Genomic DNA, 17,756 nt, shown 5'->3' with positions numbered 1-17,756 from the left:
GGAGGCGACGCTCAACGAGCACGCCCATTGTTGCGTCAACCTGTTTCAATCCACGCCCCCGTGAAGGAGGCGACCTGCGGCGGGGTTGGTGTGATGCTACGCAGAGGGGGTTTCAATCCACGCCCCCGTGAAGGAGGCGACTTCAAGCCGTTCGTCATTCAGGAGCGCAAAGCACCGTTTCAATCCACGCCCCCGTGAAGGAGGCGACGTCTGCATTATCCAGCATGGCAGCTAATGCCCTTGTTTCAATCCACGCCCCCGTGAAGGAGGCGACACACGCCACACGGCTTTGGGCCGCGCCTGCGCTTTGTTTCAATCCACGCCCCCGTGAAGGAGGCGACAAGCAGCAGTGGAAAACGCTGAAATAGATGAGCCGTGTTTCAATCCACGCCCCCGTGAAGGAGGCGACGCAGTCGCTGGGGAGATCAAGCGTGTAGCAGCTGTTTCAATCCACGCCCCCGTGAAGGAGGCGACATGTCGATATACAACACACTATGACCTTATACGCGTTTCAATCCACGCCCCCGTGAAGGAGGCGACGCCGCCTTCCGCCTCTTCCAGTTCAAAAACAGGTGTTTCAATCCACGCCCCCGTGAAGGAGGCGACCGGCTGGTGGTGCAGTAAGTTCGCTGTGCCACCAGTTTCAATCCACGCCCCCGTGAAGGAGGCGACTGGAATCCTGCGCTGGATGAGCTGCCAGGCGGGGTTTCAATCCACGCCCCCGTGAAGGAGGCGACTATCTACAACCTACAGCGTCGTTGCGAGGTAGTGTTTCAATCCACGCCCCCGTGAAGGAGGCGACTATCTTATGATATCAGTTAATATCAAAATATAGGTTTCAATCCACGCCCCCGTGAAGGAGGCGACACCCCTCCTCCTGTGGATCAGCCAAAAGCCAGGTGGTTTCAATCCACGCCCCCGTGAAGGAGGCGACGGCAGGCGGGTATGTCATCCAAGATTGCGCGGGAGTTTCAATCCACGCCCCCGTGAAGGAGGCGACCTTACTATTTCAATATATGTTACTGTTCTTGGCGGTTTCAATCCACGCCCCCGTGAAGGAGGCGACCCAGCTTCTCCGCTGTGCTGCGTAGAGCAGGCGGTTTCAATCCACGCCCCCGTGAAGGAGGCGACGACGGCACTGTGGCATAAGGAGAGAATGATGCCTGTTTCAATCCACGCCCCCGTGAAGGAGGCGACCCAGCAATAGTGAGCATTAGATAATTTCTATCATGTTTCAATCCACGCCCCCGTGAAGGAGGCGACTAGATCAACCACGGTGTTTTCCGGTGGCACAGCGTTTCAATCCACGCCCCCGTGAAGGAGGCGACGCCCCTACTCCTTCCGCAGCTTGAGCTGTAAGCTGTTTCAATCCACGCCCCCGTGAAGGAGGCGACTTGATTGGCCTTTGACACCAGATGCAGACAAGACGTTTCAATCCACGCCCCCGTGAAGGAGGCGACCAAGCAGGCTAGATATCTTGAGCACCTTTGGCGTGTTTCAATCCACGCCCCCGTGAAGGAGGCGACAATGGTGGCGGGCCAATAGAATATCACCGCATTGTTTCAATCCACGCCCCCGTGAAGGAGGCGACGAGCCATTCTGGTTTGTTTATCGCTTCCATAGTGGTTTCAATCCACGCCCCCGTGAAGGAGGCGACGTCATACGGAACGCCTGAAGAGGCTAGAGCGGCAGAGTTTCAATCCACGCCCCCGTGAAGGAGGCGACCTCGGATATGTATGACGAGCTGCTGGATGCGTTTGTTTCAATCCACGCCCCCGTGAAGGAGGCGACAGCGGGAATGCGCATGGGCGTATGCTGGTAAGCTGTTTCAATCCACGCCCCCGTGAAGGAGGCGACAGTCGAATCGCAACAGACTGCTGCGATTCAAACTTTTACTGCATTTCCGCGATCAGTGTTTCTCAACCACCGATCACAGTGATCAACAACTACTCTTTTTTGCTTTCACCTCCTTGCTGTGCAGCCTGCGAACCTCCCGGCTTTTTCTGTCCGCTTACGGTTCGCGCTGCCGTTTGCTATCCTGTAATTCTCTTACCAACAACACAATTGCGCAACTATACTATCAACGGCCCTTCCTGGTCAATCGCCACTTTGGCCCCGATATGCTCGACCCGGTTTTTCCAATTGGCCCCCAGAAAATAGAAACGCAGGCTGTCCTTCTCTTCGTCAATCTCTTCAATCAGCCGCGCCCGCATCTTTACCCACTTATCCGGCGGCACGATGCACTCAAAGACCGAATACTGCACCCTCTGCCCATAATCCCGGCAGACTTTGGCAACTCGCCGCAGCCGTTTCGGGCCGTCAGGATCGCTGGTTTGGACATCGTAACTGACTAAGACAAGCATGATTGCACCTCATCCGTTTCAATCTGCGTCCCTACAAAGCAGGACAACGGTTTTTTGGCTAACAAACGTCTCAGACCTGGCATCGAATGCCACGTTTGCAACAGCAACTGGCTCATTCCTTGTTTAGAATGCCTCATCCTGAACATCAAACGCCTCGTTTGAAACAGCGAATGCCTCACTCTGAACATCAAACGTGGCATTTGAAGCATCGAATGAGGCGTTTTAAGCGTCAAACGCCTCGTTTGAAACAGCGAATGCCTCACTCTGAACATCAAACGTGGCATTTGAAGCATCGAATGAGGCGTTTTAAGCGTCAAACGCCTCGTTTGAAACAGCGAATGCCTCACTCTGAACATCAAGCGTGGCATTTTAAACAGCGAATGCCTCGTTTTAAACAGGGAATGAGGCGTTTATAGTCGGGTTTAGATTAGGATTTTATCGAAATATATCATGTTAATAATCAACAGGCTAACCAAAGATTACCGGTGGGTAGCCGTCTAAATCGCCACGCAGGAAACGGGCCAAGAGCAGGGCTTGTGTATGAAAGAAGAGACCGAGCGGCATTTTTTCGCCCAGAAAAGGATGTTCCAGCACGTCTTGCTTGCGCGCCTGATAAGCAGTCAATAGCTCTTTTCTTGCCTCGTCCTTCATCCGCACCCCGCCGCTCTCACTGAGGACAAAATCCTTGGGCCGAAGCTGGCCAAGATTAATCAGGGATAGGGCAAGACGATCTGCTAATGGGCGAAACTCTTCCATCATATCCAAAGCCAAACCAGGACGGCCCGGTCGGTCGCGATGAAGAAAGCCGACTGCGGGATCAAGGCCCACGCATTCAAGCGCCGAACGCACGTCGTGCATGACCAGCGTGTAGAGGAACGAGAGCAGGCAGTTGACCCGATCCAGCGGCGGCCTGCGGCTGCGTTCGCGGAAGAAGAACTCCTCTTTGTTGCGCAGAATGAGATGATCGAAATGCTGAAAATAGACATGGGCTGCATCTCCTTCCACGCCGCGCACCGCATCCAAATCCAGCTCTTCCTGAAGCCGCCGCAGCGACGCGCCAAGACGGTCAGTGGCTTGCTTGATCTGTTCCACATCCACTTTGTCGCCATGATCGCGCAGCACGCGCAACAGCACGTTTCGGCTGCCGCCCACCTTGCCGCTGAGAAAGGCGCGCGCCATTTGGGCAGAAAAGGCCAGATCATCGGCGCGGCGGTATTGCTCCCGCCTGAGCAGGACATTGCCAGAGACTGGCCCAACTACCCGCGCCAGAAAGCGGCCCTGCTCATCAAGAAAGCTGACCGCAACGTTGTTCTCGCCGCAAAAGCCAAGGAGAAACGGGCTGCATCCGACATTACCAAAGCAGACAATCCCGCCTAAGGTATGCACAGGCAGGCGGAGCTTGGTTTCTCCTTCAAGCCGCACGGCCACTGTCTCGCCATCCTTGGCTAAATAGGCTCCTTGGGTCGTTACAAACAGGGTGTTAAGATGCGTCTTCATAGTGCCGTCATCCTCTCCATGTAGTTGCTGACCCGGCCTCTTCTTCCCGAAGTCTGAGGCAGGCAGGTGTCAATTAGGGAGCAGCTTTCGCAGCGTTTGCTGTATTCCGGCTGCGGCGTGATTGTGCCGGAAAGCAGCTCGTGCAGACGGGCTGCTGCCTCTTCAGTGACTCGCCGCAGCCGCTGATCAAAGGCCACTTCGGTGCGCCGCTTCTTCACCCCATAATAAAATGCACCCGCTGGAACCGCGCAGCCAAGCATTTCCTCCAAGCAGAGAGCTTGGGCGCAGAGCTGCACTAAATCGGAGTCGTCCTTCTTCGGCTTGCCGTGCTTGTACTCCACCGGAAACGGCTGCCAGGTCTTATCCGGCTGCCGCTGCATTTCCACTACGTCCGCCCTGCCCGACAAGCCCAGCCGCAACGAGCGCAGCGGCATGTCGTATTCAATCCGCACCGCGCCTCTCGAATCACTGCCCGCCTCATGCACATGCTCGTGCAAAAGCCGCCCTTCGGCAGTGAGCCGGTTCTCTGTCCAAATCTGCTCCAGATGAATGAGAGCGCATTGGCGCGGACAGAACAGCAGATGTTGCAGCGCGGAAATCATCAGTAAATCGTCTTCGGAATACATAAGCTCTCTCCAAGATGATTAACAGTGCCTATACTGTTTTATTCACAATGTCCTTCGTATCTCCTGCCTCCTCCGCGCCTCTTCCACCAGCCTGATGGATTCCTGCCACGCTCTTTGACAAAATTCCGCAAACACCGCCAGCTCTTCCGTCGCATCAAGCAGTTCATCACCGGCTTTGATCTGTCCGGCGGCATAATGCCAAGCCGCTAAGATGTCTATGTACTCCTTGCGCTGTTCTTTTGGAATGATGATTGGCGGCAGCCCGGCCCGCAACACAGGTAGGTTGGCGACTAAGCGGGCTAACCGGCCATTGCCATCCGCAAAAGGATGAATGCGGACAAAAGCGACATGAAGCTGAACGTAAGCGTTCAATGTCTGCTTGGCATCTCCAGCCTGCGTCTTGTCCTCCAGTTCGTGCAGCAAAACAAACCAGCGTTCCATCAATGCAGGAACATGGGCAGGCAAAGCATATTCAAAAAGAATCTGCCTGCCGTTTACGATTCCAGCAGTGGAATTCGGCTCATTCTTCCATTTGCCGACCGGCTGATAATAATCATAGATCGCCTCCGTCTGCACCGCCTTGTGCAAAGCAAACAGCTCGTTCTCTCCGAATGCTTTGCCCGGTTCTAGACAGCCCCAGAGCAAATCAATGGCCCGCGCATGGCCCACCACTTCCTGATGATCTTTAAGCGGCTTGCCCGCAACGGTCAAACCCTCGCGGAGAACAAAAGCGGTTTCACCAAGGGTAAGGCTGTTGCCCTCAATCGCAGTTGAGGTGTGCGTCCAGAGATCGCGCAGCTGGATGAGCAGGGCGGCGCGGAGGTCTGAGTCAAGATTTTTAAAGAACATAGTTTTTCATCCAACGCCCCCGTGAAGGGGGCGAATCTGCTTAAAAGCCGTCAATGATCTCCGGCAGTAAACCATCCAGCTTGTCCAGCTCAAAGCTGCCGTCAGCTTTCACATGCAAAGTGCGATGCACTTTAGCTGAGGAATACTGCCCTGACTTGCAGTTATGCCGCCACCAGATCACCTTTTCCACGGCCATGCTGCCTTCTGGCCGCGCAGAAGAAGCATCTCCTTCAAACAATTTCGTCAGCACCTTTTTGATGGCTTCCGCATCTTCATTGCTGAAACCAGTGCGTCCGGCAAGCTGTGGATTCATGCTGCCATAGGTGACATAGACAGCTTTATCCACACGATGCTTCATGCCCATTGTGTCAGATCCCCGTTTTGTGCCGTCTCCTTCACCGCTCACGCTTTTGGTGATCTGCGTGCTGGTTACGTTCACTCGTTCAACACTGAAAGCAGGATGAATGGAAACCGGCCCCCGAATAGGAATGGAAACGCCGTCCGCATCCTTCTCCTTTCCTTTGAAAGCAAAAAGCTGGCCGAAGGTGCGAACGTCCAGCCATTTTTCGCAGGCAAGTTTTGCTGCCTTTTCAGGATTGGTTTTCTTCCGGTTAAATCCATCTTTGCCCAAGCCGACTTCCTCCGAATCTGCCCTTGCGCTCAAGCTGGGCATTCCGTCAATCTTCTTCTCATCGGACTGCACAAAGATCAGATGACCAGCATCTTGCAGCCGGTCTCTGATTTTTCTTTTCAAGCAAACATCGCTGATCTCGCCAAAACCTTCGTAATCCACACGCGGGCGGTTGCCGTTCAACGGGTCGCCGTTTGGATTGGCATTTTTCACACTTACTATCAAAGCAAAATCAATCTTGTTGTCCAAGCTCATGGTTCTTCTCCTCTGCGGTTATTCGTTATCGTCGTTGCTGCCGTTGTTGTTGTCAGGTGATGCAGCTTCATCGTCCTTCTTTTTACGCAATTCCTGCCGCTGGCAATGATAGCCGAGCAGAAATTCTCCTTGCAGCGATTCATCTTTGATGAAGTCTTCTGTTACGAACAATGACTTGATTTCATCAAGCTCCTTCTTCATGTTGGTTAAGAATCCCGCTCTGCTTCCTTGCAGCCGCTGCATGTAGGGCTGCAAATTCAGCTCAATCGTCCGCCATGTGGAGCAGGGACGATCTGCGAAACGCTGCATCAATCTGGCCGCATTTGTCGGTCTGTTTTCTCCGCCGACACTCAAGGCGATTTCCTCGATTCTCTCTGCCACAGCCAGCAGCCTGCCGTAGAGATATTCCCTTGTTGCTCTCTCTCGTTCGAGTCCCATAGCGTATTCGCTCCTTTTAGTTATATCTGGATGCCGCGCATGAAAGCCCTTGAACAGGGCGCAGGCGACTCCAAGATTTTTTTCCCACTCCCAATGCTCGCAGTTATTGCGATTGCTGGCCCTGCGGACAGCGCATTGCATCAAATCTTCAGGGAAAGGCACTCCATCAACAATGCAGGGCAGTATTCGTTCGATCACACTCTTCTTCAGCGTGTCATTGCTCTTCAACACATCGCCATACGCCGCTTCAGCAATCGTTCTTGGCACAGGAGAACTCACCGGCCAGATCACTTTGACGATCTTTTTCTTCTTGCCTTTCGGATCATCCAGTTCCTTTGTATGCCGCTGCGGCCAAGCAAACTCAAGATGCCAGCTTTCAAGGCGTTTCAGAAACTCGCTGGCAAGCAGCTCCCGGTAATAGATGATGCCCATTCTTCCCGGCGTGGCAGAATCAAGACCCATCACCACAATCTGCTCATTCAGATCGAATTTGCTTCCATATCCTTCAAGATATTTCCTGAATTTATTGTTAAATGACTGGCCAATATCTGTGAGGTGATCAATCTTCTGCTGCGGCTTCTCTTCCGGTTCCTCTTCTTTCTCAAAGGAAGGTTCGGCACTGAGCATGGCATAAGAATCTTGCAAAGGTTCTGGAATTTCTTTCCCAGAAACCGCCCAAGAAACATAAACCTGATCGCCGTTCCTGTATCCTTGGCGTGAGATCAGCCAGCGTAAAGCATTATGCGCTTTTTGGGTGACATCAAAACTGATGCCTGCCGCTTGGCTCCAATCAGTAAAACGGCCTCTGTAGGTGAAACCGAAACCATCATTTGAGGAAACAAGTTTTGCTTTGTCTCCTGTATGCCGCAATTTAGCCGGATGATTCACCGCGATTTTCTTTTCCTCAGCCGAGATGTAGCAAAGCCCTATTCCACCTTCTGAGGACGCATTAAAATCAACCCAGCTTTGCTGCAAGCTCTGATCTTCCCATGTTTTACTGCCTACTTCCTCTTTGTCCTCTACTGACCAGCAAACAAGAGCATCTCCTGGTTCAATCTTGCCTTCTTTCTTCGGAAGTACCTTGAAAATGGGTGGCTCAGGACGTTCTGCCGTGATTTCAAAGGGCCATTTGGTGAGCAGTTGGCCGTTTTCATCACGATGCAAGATGCCATGTTCGATCAGATCAGCAACCACGCTGCCTTTACTGATGTAGGCATGAACAGCGCAAGCCTTTTTATGTGCAAAAGGCGACGCGCACCATGCAGCAAGCTGCTTTTCATAGCTTGCAAAGTATGGTTTCTTTTCACCTCCATATTCCGCATAATCTTTGGCAACATATTGAATCTTGTCTGCAAGCGGATGCGGTGCTTCGCCGCTGGTTCTGCCTGCGGATTCTTCCGTTGCAGGCAAGATGATCTGCGTTTTATCCAGCACTGTTGCCCGCCTGAAATTTCCGCTCTTGTCAATGACAATGTTGACATGCGCATTCTGAAGTGTATGACTGACCGGCATCAGTCTTTTTTCAAATGGCAAATCAAGAGTGAGTCCTCTTTCATACGTCTCATACAATTTCGCCATCCAGCTCATAAAGCAGCCTCCTCTTGTTCCACAGAGAGCAGATTTTCATGCAGCGCAAATTCCTTTGCCGTCATCTTACGGACAGAACGCCTGATCACGCAGCCCTCTGGCTTTGGGAATTCCAAAACTCCCTTGCGCATCACCGCCTGCCAGAAGCGGCTAGCAAGTTCGTCTTTGCCTGTCTCATCAGGATAATCAAAGCCATGAAACATCAAACCGAAGCTGAGTTCCGGCGTTTCATCATAATGACCTTTGCCTTCGCCGAACTCGCACGGCTCCACGTAAGCTGGACAATCGCGGACACCGAGGAAAATATCCTGTCTGCCGCCTTTTTCCAGCATCCTTTGCGCCAGCTGATAATGCTTGCCGTCAATCCTATCTTGCGCCAGCTCAGGACGATGCAGATTCCAAGTAAAGTGCGCTTGCACTTGGTATTCCACCTCATGCAGAAAGGTATAAATTGCCAGAGAATTGCCGCCGCTCCAAACTAAAGGCTTAGTCCCTTTAGTCTGAGTTTTGATTTGCCACATCACCCTCACTTTATCCACATGCCAGATGATAGTCGGCTTCCAATAGATGGATTTCAACACGCCCTTGATGGCCTCATACGTCGGTACATGATAGGAGCATTTTTCCCCGCCGATCTTTGTCACCGGATCGGAAAACAGGGCATAACGTCCCCAAAGCCGGAAACTGATGCTGTTTTTCATGGATTCACCTTGTCAGGAGTTACATAGTTTATCGTGATTTCAACCTTGTAACTCATGAGGAATATAATAGTGTGATGAGTGCAGATGCAAAAAATCTTATGTCAGCTCTCAAATCTCTTCAGAGCTATTTTGTACACTTGGCTTTTATCCCGTTTACCAACAGCGATGACTGATACAATCAGTTCTTTATCGCGCACCTGATAAACAAGACGATACCCAGCCCGGAGAAGTTTAATCTTGTAACAATCCTTCATGCCATTGAGCTGCGCACTTTGTACCCTTGGCTGTTCAAGCCGCTCTTTGAGTTTTTTGGCAAAAAGCGAACGAACAGTTTCATCAAGGCTGTCCCATTCTTTTTTCGCCTCCTGTTTGAAGACCAGCTTAAAGGTCATTAATATCCACCTCAATCTCCGGCTGCTTCTCCCGCTTCCTGACAAGCTCGGCCAGCTCGACATCTTCCAGCTTCTCCAGAAGCATTTCATAAAGCTCTGCTGGAACCGCATAAAATGCCGGTTCGTCATGATGAAGAATGACAACCGGAGCGCCGTGCCCCTGCTGAAGCACGGCCAGAGGATTTTTTTGCAATTCGCTTATTCCGGCACTGACATCCGCCAAGATTGAACGTGTGCGAGCCATGATGAAGCCCTCCTTCGCATCAGATGCGGCCTGTTTTTAAATTGTTGTGGCGATACAATTCAACTGCACAACGCCTGCCTTTATGCGGTTGCCAGCGACATCCTACCGCCGCCATCTTCAGATAACCCGAAGTCTTCACTGTAATACTCTTCCCGCAGGCAGTAAATCTCTATCTCCTCATGCGCCGGATAAATTGCCCCCGCCGACTGCAATCTTCGCAAGACATTAGGGAACACATTGACGCTGTACTGCTGGGCTTGCCGCAGGAGTTTATACGCTTCAGCAGGATGATATGCGGCGCAGAGTTCGCCGATGATTTCTTTGCCCTTATCATCATACGGCACTAGCACCGCTTGCGTTGGAGCATCAATGGCCTTGAAGACTTGCCCAGCGGTTTTGAAAGACTGCTGAAGCAGCGGCGTGTCTTTCCGGCCAGGATTGAATTGATTATCACCAAGAAGATTAAGCAGCGTGTCGTCTCTTTCTGCCTGCTTTCCATCCAGCGGATACGACATAATGTCTGCCCGCTCATAAAAATAATATTTGAAATAACGCGTCATGATTTCCGGCTGAAGAAGATCATTTCCTTTCTCTTCTTCGAAGATGCGCTGGGTTTTTTCTTGTCCAATCTTGATTTCTTCAAGCTGGTCAATGGCTTCTTCCTGCGGATTGACAACAAAAACTTCCCCTTGCTGCTGAAGATTGCCGTTGCGGTTGCAGCGTCCGGCAGCCTGAGCAATAGAATCAAGCCCAGCCAAGAAACGGATGACCGCATTGAAATCCACATCCACGCCCGCTTCAATAAGTTGGGTGCTTATACACAACACGGGCAGTTTGTCATTAAGACGCTGCCGCACTTCAGCCAGAATCTTCTTGCGATGCGCAGGACACAGATTAGTGCTGAGATGAAAGACATTCTTTTTGTCTGTCTTTGCGGCGCACAGCGCATACAATTTCCGCGCCCAGCTTTTTGTATTCACGATCACTAAGCAATTGCCCTTTTCTGTAAGCTGCTTCAGGGAAAGTTCGGCAATCTCCTCTCCAGACCATCCTTGCGAACGGAATTGATTCTTAATCTGCACCCGTTTGAGCTGATCAAAAACCGCAGTCGTGTTCTCCACCAGCTCATGATTTGCTGAAAACGTCAGCTGGCCTTTATCCGGGCAGCGCAGCTTGTTTAATAAAGGCTGGGTGGCTGTGCAAAGCACTGTGGTTGTCTTTGCATGATCTGCCAGAAACTGCACTGCATTGCAGAAGAGGTGCACACAGTTGACCGGCAGGCTTTGAATTTCATCAAAGATGAGAACTGCGTTGGCAAGATTGTGCAAACGACGTGCGCTGCGCGTTCCGCCGTCAAAAAGCACTTCAAGAAACTGCACCATTGTCGTGAAAATAATCGGCGCATCCCAGTTTTCACTGACAAGTGCTGAATATTTGCTCTCCTTTTCCGGCTCCAAGTTGGAATGATGCTCTAACACCCAAGGGAATGCGTCGCCTGCCTGCTCAATAGTCTTGCGGACTTCATCAGCGTTCTGCTCAATGATGCTGGTAAAGGGAATGATATAAATAATTCGCTCAAGCTGATGCTTCTTGGCATGATGCAAGGCAAATCTCATGCTGGAAAAGGTCTTGCCGCCACCAGTTGGCACAGAGAGCGTGTAAATCCCCTGCTCGTCATCTGCACGTGCGCGGCATTGATCAGAGATTGACCGGCGGATTGCATCAACCTTCTCATTTCTGGCCTGAAACTGCTTGGCTTTCAGCCGCTCAATGGCAATTTGCCAATTCACCGGCCCGTTAGAACGCAGCTGCGCATTATTTGGATATTCAAAATCTGCGCTGCTGATGCGGTCGGCATCAATTAAGCAGCTGAAGAGGAAGCGCGTGAAAAGACCAAGCCGGAATTGCCTGATCAGCTTGGATTCTTTTTCAGAACCAATAAGGCTGAATATTTTTGGCCAGAAACTGCCTAAAAAGAGTTTGATGCCCTTGTCATCAAGCTGATGCAGCTGATCTAAGATTTCTTTATCCGCCTTCTCAAGGCATTCCAGCAGATGTGTCTCTCCATCATTTTTGCTGATTCTTTTCTGAAAGCCGTTTTCGCCTTCAGGCTTCAGACAATTGAGCAATCCGCCATGATGCGAGGCAAGACACAGAGCAAGAATCTGCCCTGTCAGCTGACCATGAATTTTATAATCCTTGAAGAGCTGCCATGCCTGCTGTGCACCAGCTGTTGCATGGTCAACTTCGCCGCGCCGCTTGTTGGCAGTATTCTCAGTGATATAGTCTTGAAACGCATTGCTGTATTTGCCGAAATCATGCAGCAAGCCGATGAGCCGTCCTGCATCTTCTGCGCCTATTTTCTTGGCAAGCCGGGCGCATTCTGCGGAAACTTCCTGCAAATGCTCATAAACAGATTGCGTTTTCTGGTCAGATTCCCGGCGGCGGGCGATGAAATGAGTATTCATTGGTTTTGTTTGATGAAAAGAATGCGTGAGATAGGCGGACATACGTATCCGCCCCCTTGCTGTCGGCGTGCTTTCCCTCCAATCACAGCACCACTGTCACTCTGTTGCTTGGCGGGCCGTCGCCGGCTTTGTTGGCTGCGATGATTTGATATTCCAGATCCTTGCCGCGCTCTTGATTGGTGAGCGTGATTTCTGTGATGCTGGCGGTTCCGGCCAGCACCCAGCCGCCCGCAGTCCGCTCGCGCCGCTCGATTTTGTAATACGAGGGCGAGCCGCCTTCAATCGGCTTTTTCCAGCGCAAGGTCAGCCTGCCTTCGACCTGCTGCGCCACTTGCAAAAGACGGACTTGGCCGGGCACGGCCAGCGGCGTTTTCCCTCTTCTCGCGCCCCAGTTGAGCGCGGACAGCTTTGAGTCGTCACCGTGCACCGCGTCTTCAGCGTAGCGCAGCATCATCTTCATTTCTGTGATCAGTGCCTCATAATCGCCCTGCTTGACATCGGTTGACTGCTCCGCCGCCGCATAGGCCGCAGTCTGCGCGTCGCGCGAGCCTATGAACGTGTTCAAAGAAGCCTGCAACGCCACCGGGGTGACTGGCGGTGCAGGAAAGTCCGGGTTGTCTGTTATTCCGTTGATGATGCTCTGAGCCAGACTGACGACTTCCGCTTCTGTTTTAGGAAAATTGGGCATGGTGCGTTCCTCCTCTGAGATGATGACTGCGGTTTATCTGCTTCCGACGGCGGCGTGCTGCCGGTTCATGCTTCCTCTCTGAAAAAGCAGCCTTTTTCTGCCTTGCGGAAGACTTGAATTGAGGCGAAGCAAGCTGAAAACGTTGCGTTGCAGACTTGAAACGCCTCATTGCAAGCATGAAATGCCTCAAAGCAGACTTGAAACGTCTCGTTGCAAGCCAGAAACGAGGCGTTTCAGGCAAGAAACGCCTCAAAGCAAGCCTGCAACGTCTCATTGCAAGCAAGAAACGTCTCGTTGCAGGCCAGAAACGAGGCGTTGCAGACTTGAAACGCCTCATCGCAGGCAAGAAACGTCTCGTTGCAAGCAATAAACGAGGCATTTCAGGCTTGCTTTGTGGCAAAGAAAACAATGAATGAGGCGTTGCTGGCAGGAAAAAGGCGGGAGATTGCGGCGGAATATCAGGGCAAGGCGGCTTCAGGCGCAGACAGGCGGCGGCGGAGCGCAGCTTGTCGCAAAAACCGCCTTCCGCACATGCGGAACGTGTTGTCAGCATGATGTGATCACGTCGTCAGGCCGCTCATGATCAATTTGGGAAGAAATCCAGCAGCGCACGCAGCAGCAGGAAAAAGAAAGCGGCGCGGCAGGGATTGCTGGCCAACAATACCCCGCTGCAGCGGGATTTGCAATGGAGTTTGCGGGGAATTGCGCAGAGGAAAGAAGTGCGCCCCCGGTGAAGGGGGCGTTTGCTGCTTGAACAACAGTTATATCGTGCCTATAGTTTCAATCCACACCCCGCAGGGTGACGTACTGCCTTTGAATCGGTACAAACTATGTCAGCAAACAGGCTGCTGACGGCATAGGTTGAACAGTGCCCTGCACGATACTTCATGCCATCTGAAAAGTGGATGAAACGATATCGAGCAGTGGAACAAGGTTATTAGTTTAGAACATAACCCAGATTTCCCTCTTTTCCTCCCTAAAGGGCGGGATATTATAGTGCCTCATGATTTCGATCAGAAACGCAGTCGCTGTTCCTGAAAGAAATCGTGGCAAAAAATCAAACGCGATCTGCTGGATTGTACTCATTCTTCACCTCTTCTGTAGATTTTTTTTGTGCATGATCCTAAAGCAGGCTGCCCACTACCTAAAGATAGTCTGAGTATCTATGTTTGTCAACAGTAATTTCTTGACTATAAAAGAAAAAATTCTCAACCATCAGTTTAAAAGGGATATATCGAGTTTCGGTTAGCCCTTTCTCCGTTGTGATATTTTTACAATATTTCAACATTCTCGGCCAGAAAGCATCCCTATAGCTATCCGCCGTCGAATCAGCTTGCAGGGTGCTTACTTGGCGCAGAAACAGCCTTCTGCTGTGCCTGTCTAATATTCCCCCAGGACAATCATTACCACCCATGGTATTCTTAGGGGAAATTGCTCCTTATCGTCTTCCCAAATGAGGCCCATTATGCATAACCAGAACCTACCGACTTTTACCTCGCAAGCCTTGGTCGCCAACTTCCAACAAACAGCCAGTACGGTTGCCATCTCAAGCCATTGGCAACCGCTGCAAGCAGTTTGGCCAAGCCGAACTCCTCTTCTGCCGAGGCGAACTCCTTTGCAAACGAGCAGTACTCTTCCCTTGCTTATTTGCACTGTAGTTTAACGTGCTGTGGATGTTGGTAAAAAAAATTAAATAGTAAAATTTTTTAAACCAACAAGTTGACAAGCAGGGCGATTTCACGTATTCTATCCTAGAAGGAAAAATCTATTTTAGCAGACAGCTGGCGCAGAAGAACCCCCGGACATGGTGTCTAAGCTACCAGATAGTGCTGCATTTGCTCTAGGAGAAAAAACATGAAGATGAAATTTCGTACCATCGTAGTCTCGCTGCTGCTGGGTTGCGCCCTGTTTGTTTCCGGCCTCGTGTTGGCAAAAGAAACCATGACCTGTGACACTTCGTCAAAAAATATATTGGCGGATAAAAAGCACCAGTCTGCGGCAACCGAACCAGGCATCGCTATCTGCAAGGCGGATAAAACAGTAAAGACAGGCCGAGATGCTTGGGCATACAAAGTTACCAACACTGGCAATGTCAAACTGACGAATGTCCGCGTGACAGACGACCACTTTGCCAAGATCAGCTGCCAGCAAGACGCGTTGGATGTCGGGGAATCGATGGGCTGCACTGCCTCTGAGCCTGAGGAGTCGGCGAATACCGCGAGCAAGGGTTGTGCCGTGGCTGATCATGTAGAGTTCAGCAAAGTCGGCGTGACCGTGACAACCAAAGGTGACTGTGTAGCCGGGACGGACTAATCTGCGGTCAAATTGACGGCTAAAGCAGGAGGCTGAGTCTGACAAAGGCTTGGCCTTCTGCTTTTTTTGTTTCCCTCTCTCCCTTTAGGAATCCAGAACATCCAGATGAGATTCTGCGTCCTTGGCTCTGGCTCCAGAGGCAATTCCATCCTCATTGAATCTGGCTCCACTGCGGTGCTGATTGATGCCGGGTTTTCTGGCAAGGAACTCCGCCGCAGGCTGGAGTTGATCAACCGCTCTCCTGAAAACCTGACAGCCATTCTCGTCACCCATGAACACGGCGACCACATCAGCGGTGTTGGGGTACTCTCCCGGTTGCTCAATCTACCCGTGTATGCCAATATCGGCACCCATCGCGCTGCTGAGGCCAAGCTGCAAAAGCTCTATCAACGGGCTGAGTTTGAAACCGGCACGACCTTTGCCTTAAATGATCTGGAAATTCATCCCTTCCGTATCTCGCATGACACCACTGATCCAGTGGGGTTTGTAGTTTCGGATGGAACCAGCTCACTCTGCTGCTGCACCGACACCGGCAAGATCACCTCACTCATCCGGCAACGGACACGCCGCTGCCAAGCCCTGATTTTAGAAGCCAACTATGACCCGCAGATGCTGGCAGACGGCCCGTATCCGCTGCCGATCAAGCAGCGGGTGCGGTCGAGTCATGGGCACCTCGCGAATGATGATGCAGCCCGTTTTCTTGCGGAGCTGGCGGATTCTTCGTTGCAGCAGGTGGTGTTGGCTCACCTGAGCAGCACGAATAACCTGCCAGAGTTGGTTTCTGCGCGCATACAGCAAGAGATCAGGCCGCTCAATCCGGCTTTCAGTCTTGATATCGCCTTACAGGAGCAGCCGACCAGGGTGTTTGTGGTGTAGTTGCCCGCCCAGACTCCTCCCCTGACTTCAGGGCTGCCCAACCTCCGCCTTGGTGTATAATTATGCCCCCCACCTCCCTCCTCATTGCCGGGACGCACTCCGGCTGCGGCAAGACCACGGTCACGCTCGGCATCATGGCGGCCCTGCGCCAGCGTGGCCTGAGCGTGCAGCCCTTCAAGTGCGGCCCGGACTTCATTGACCCCAGCCTGCACCTGCTCGTCACAGGCCAGACCTCGCGCAACCTTGACATCCGCATGTGCGGCCCGGACTGGGTGCGGCAGTGCTTCGCCCGCCATGCGGACAGTCAATCCATCTCGGTGATCGAAGGGGTGATGGGCCTCTTTGACGGCGGCAACGGTTCGGCAGCAGAGCTGGCCGCGCTGCTCAATGTGCCGGTGCTGCTGGTGCTGGATGTGCGCTCAATGGCGGAGAGCGCGGCGGCGGTGCTACGGGGCTTTGAGAGCCTTGATCCCCGCCTGCGGCTGGCCGGGGTGATCTTCAATCAGGTGGGCAGCGCGAAGCATCTCCAGCTCGTCAGCGAGGCGGTGCGGCGGCACTGCCAGGCGGAGATCATCGGCTCGCTGCCGCGCGAGAACGGCATCAGCCTGCCCTCGCGCCACCTTGGCCTGCACATGGGCGCGGAGGCGGACATCAACCGGCAGCAGCTCGTCAGCCTGATTGAGGAGCATCTTGACCTTGACCGCCTCATTCAGATCGCCGGAGAGGCGCAGGTTCGCTCAGCCCCGCCTGCCGCGCCGATCATGGAGTCAGTCGGTAAGGTGCGCCTCGGCGTGGCCTGGGACGCGGCCTTCTGCTTCTATTACCAAGACAACCTCGACCTGCTTGCCGCTGCCGGAGCCGAGCTGGTGCGCTTCAGTCCGCTGCATGACAAGACGCTGCCGGAGCACCTCGACGGCCTCTACTTCGGCGGCGGCTACCCGGAGCTGCACGCGGCCCAGCTCGCCGCCAACCAGCAAATGCGCGAGCAGGTGCTGGCGTTCTCCCGCGCAGGCAGGCCGGTCTATGCCGAGTGCGGCGGCTTCATGTATCTCTGCGAGGCGATTGCGGACAGCGGAGGCGGGCGGCACGAGATGGCCGGAGTCTTCCCGGTGACGGCCCGCATGGGCCAGCGGCTGTGGCGGCTCGGCTACCGCAGGGCGGAGCTGCGCGAGGACTGTCTGCTCGGCCCGGCAGGCGGCGTGCTCCACGGCCACGAGTTCCACTACTCCGATATTGACCCAATGCCGGACCAGGTGCGGCGCGTCTATGCCCTCGATGACGGCAGGGCCGAGGGCTACCTGCTCAACCGCACCTTGGCCGGGTATGTCCACCTGCACTGGGGCGGCAGCCCGGAGGTGGCGCGGTGGTTTGTTAGGGCTGAGCTATCTTCACTTTACCGGACACACCAATTACCCTGACAGGAACATATCGCAGGTACGATTCCGATTTCAAGCGTGAAGCCGTCCGCATGGTTATTGAGGAGGGAGTTGGTGTTCGCGAGGTTGAACGAAGCCTCGGCATCACCTTTGTCCAGAGTATGAGCGGCACCGGCTTCTGCTATGACAACGCTGTCACCGAGTCGTTTTTCGGAACTCTGAAGCGAGAGCTGGTTTATCACTCTTCCTTCAGGGCTAGAGCAGAAGCACAAAGCCGAATCTTTTGGTACATCGAAGGCTTTTACAACCGACAACGGCGGCATTCGGCTATCAGTCGCCGGACAACTACGAGCCGCTTTTCTTCAAAAGGGCTACTTAGGGAATAAAACGTGTCCGCTATTGCGAAGACAGGTCAGTTTTGAAGCCAGGCGAAAAGCCGTTCAACTTTCCAG

Annotated in this window: 15 protein-coding genes, 1 pseudogene and 1 CRISPR repeat array; of the genes and pseudogenes, 5 read left to right on the top strand and 11 right to left on the bottom strand. The window is 52.9% G+C overall.

The annotated features are described in order from the left end of the window. Positions 1-42: 42 nt before the first annotated feature. Positions 43-1,857: direct repeats of the CRISPR family, unit length 32 nt; unit sequence GTTTCAATCCACGCCCCCGTGAAGGAGGCGAC. Between the two features lie 215 nt (positions 1,858-2,072). The 11 genes from cas2 to ACNKIB_RS01195 form a co-directional block, all read right to left on the bottom strand. After that, positions 2,073-2,363, bottom strand: a complete 291-nt coding sequence (gene cas2, locus ACNKIB_RS01245) for a CRISPR-associated endonuclease Cas2 (RefSeq protein WP_417908720.1) — start codon at positions 2,361-2,363, stop codon at positions 2,073-2,075. 468 nt (positions 2,364-2,831) lie between these two features. Continuing rightward, positions 2,832-3,860: a type I-C CRISPR-associated endonuclease Cas1c gene (gene cas1c / locus ACNKIB_RS01240; protein ID WP_417908719.1), complete on the bottom strand. Its 1,029-nt coding sequence runs from the start codon at positions 3,858-3,860 to the stop codon at positions 2,832-2,834. Continuing rightward, positions 3,857-4,486, bottom strand: coding sequence for a CRISPR-associated protein Cas4 (cas4, locus tag ACNKIB_RS01235; protein WP_417908718.1), 630 nt, complete (start codon positions 4,484-4,486; stop codon positions 3,857-3,859). The genes cas1c and cas4 overlap by 4 nt, the downstream gene beginning before the upstream one ends. A 42-nt stretch (positions 4,487-4,528) precedes the next feature. After that, on the bottom strand, positions 4,529-5,335 hold the full coding sequence (locus tag ACNKIB_RS01230) for a Fic family protein (RefSeq protein ID WP_417908717.1): 807 nt from the start codon (positions 5,333-5,335) through the stop codon (positions 4,529-4,531). 40 nt (positions 5,336-5,375) lie between these two features. Next, positions 5,376-6,221, bottom strand: a complete 846-nt coding sequence (gene cas7c / locus ACNKIB_RS01225) for a type I-C CRISPR-associated protein Cas7/Csd2 (RefSeq protein WP_417908716.1) — start codon at positions 6,219-6,221, stop codon at positions 5,376-5,378. Between the two features lie 18 nt (positions 6,222-6,239). Continuing rightward, positions 6,240-8,246: a type I-C CRISPR-associated protein Cas8c/Csd1 gene (gene cas8c / locus ACNKIB_RS01220; RefSeq protein ID WP_417908715.1), complete on the bottom strand. Its 2,007-nt coding sequence runs from the start codon at positions 8,244-8,246 to the stop codon at positions 6,240-6,242. Beyond that, positions 8,243-8,947 carry a type I-C CRISPR-associated protein Cas5c gene (gene cas5c, locus ACNKIB_RS01215; RefSeq protein WP_417908714.1) on the bottom strand — a complete coding sequence of 235 codons (705 nt, stop codon included), beginning with the start codon at positions 8,945-8,947 and terminating at the stop codon, positions 8,243-8,245. Before cas5c ends, cas8c begins: the two co-directional genes overlap by 4 nt. A gap of 101 nt (positions 8,948-9,048) precedes the next feature. Continuing rightward, positions 9,049-9,339: a type II toxin-antitoxin system RelE family toxin gene (locus ACNKIB_RS01210; protein ID WP_417908721.1), complete on the bottom strand. Its 291-nt coding sequence runs from the start codon at positions 9,337-9,339 to the stop codon at positions 9,049-9,051. After that, the gene (locus tag ACNKIB_RS01205; protein ID WP_417908713.1) at positions 9,329-9,583 is read right to left on the bottom strand and encodes a type II toxin-antitoxin system Phd/YefM family antitoxin; all 255 of its coding nucleotides are present in this window, start codon (positions 9,581-9,583) and stop codon (positions 9,329-9,331) included. The genes ACNKIB_RS01210 and ACNKIB_RS01205 overlap by 11 nt, the downstream gene beginning before the upstream one ends. Before the next feature lie 80 nt (positions 9,584-9,663). Continuing rightward, positions 9,664-12,051, bottom strand: coding sequence for a CRISPR-associated helicase Cas3' (gene cas3 / locus ACNKIB_RS01200; RefSeq protein ID WP_417908712.1), 2,388 nt, complete (start codon positions 12,049-12,051; stop codon positions 9,664-9,666). Between the two features lie 82 nt (positions 12,052-12,133). After that, positions 12,134-12,739: a fibronectin type III domain-containing protein gene (locus tag ACNKIB_RS01195; protein WP_417908711.1), complete on the bottom strand. Its 606-nt coding sequence runs from the start codon at positions 12,737-12,739 to the stop codon at positions 12,134-12,136. A gap of 155 nt (positions 12,740-12,894) precedes the next feature. Here ACNKIB_RS01195 and ACNKIB_RS01190 point away from each other — a divergent pair, with 155 nt between their 5' ends. The 5 genes and pseudogenes from ACNKIB_RS01190 to ACNKIB_RS01170 form a co-directional block, all read left to right on the top strand. Beyond that, positions 12,895-13,155, top strand: coding sequence for a hypothetical protein (locus tag ACNKIB_RS01190; protein ID WP_417908710.1), 261 nt, complete (start codon positions 12,895-12,897; stop codon positions 13,153-13,155). A gap of 1,438 nt (positions 13,156-14,593) precedes the next feature. Further along, entirely contained in the window at positions 14,594-15,052 is a 459-nt protein-coding gene (locus ACNKIB_RS01185) for a hypothetical protein (protein ID WP_417908709.1), read from the top strand. 105 nt (positions 15,053-15,157) lie between these two features. After that, entirely contained in the window at positions 15,158-15,928 is a 771-nt protein-coding gene (locus ACNKIB_RS01180) for an MBL fold metallo-hydrolase (protein WP_417908708.1), read from the top strand. A gap of 62 nt (positions 15,929-15,990) precedes the next feature. Further along, a complete protein-coding gene (locus tag ACNKIB_RS01175; protein WP_417908707.1) occupies positions 15,991-17,346 on the top strand; it encodes a cobyrinate a,c-diamide synthase in 1,356 nt (451 codons plus the stop codon). Positions 17,347-17,456: 110 nt separating this feature from the next. Beyond that, positions 17,457-17,690, top strand: a pseudogene (locus tag ACNKIB_RS01170) (integrase core domain-containing protein); the annotation flags it as partial. Positions 17,691-17,756 lie beyond the last annotated feature (66 nt).

It is taken from the genome of Candidatus Electronema sp. PJ, from assembly GCF_048287395.1.
Lineage (GTDB): Bacteria > Desulfobacterota > Desulfobulbia > Desulfobulbales > Desulfobulbaceae > Electronema.
The sequence above is the reverse complement of the archived record's forward strand: the minus strand, read 5'-3'. Positions and strand labels throughout refer to the sequence as shown.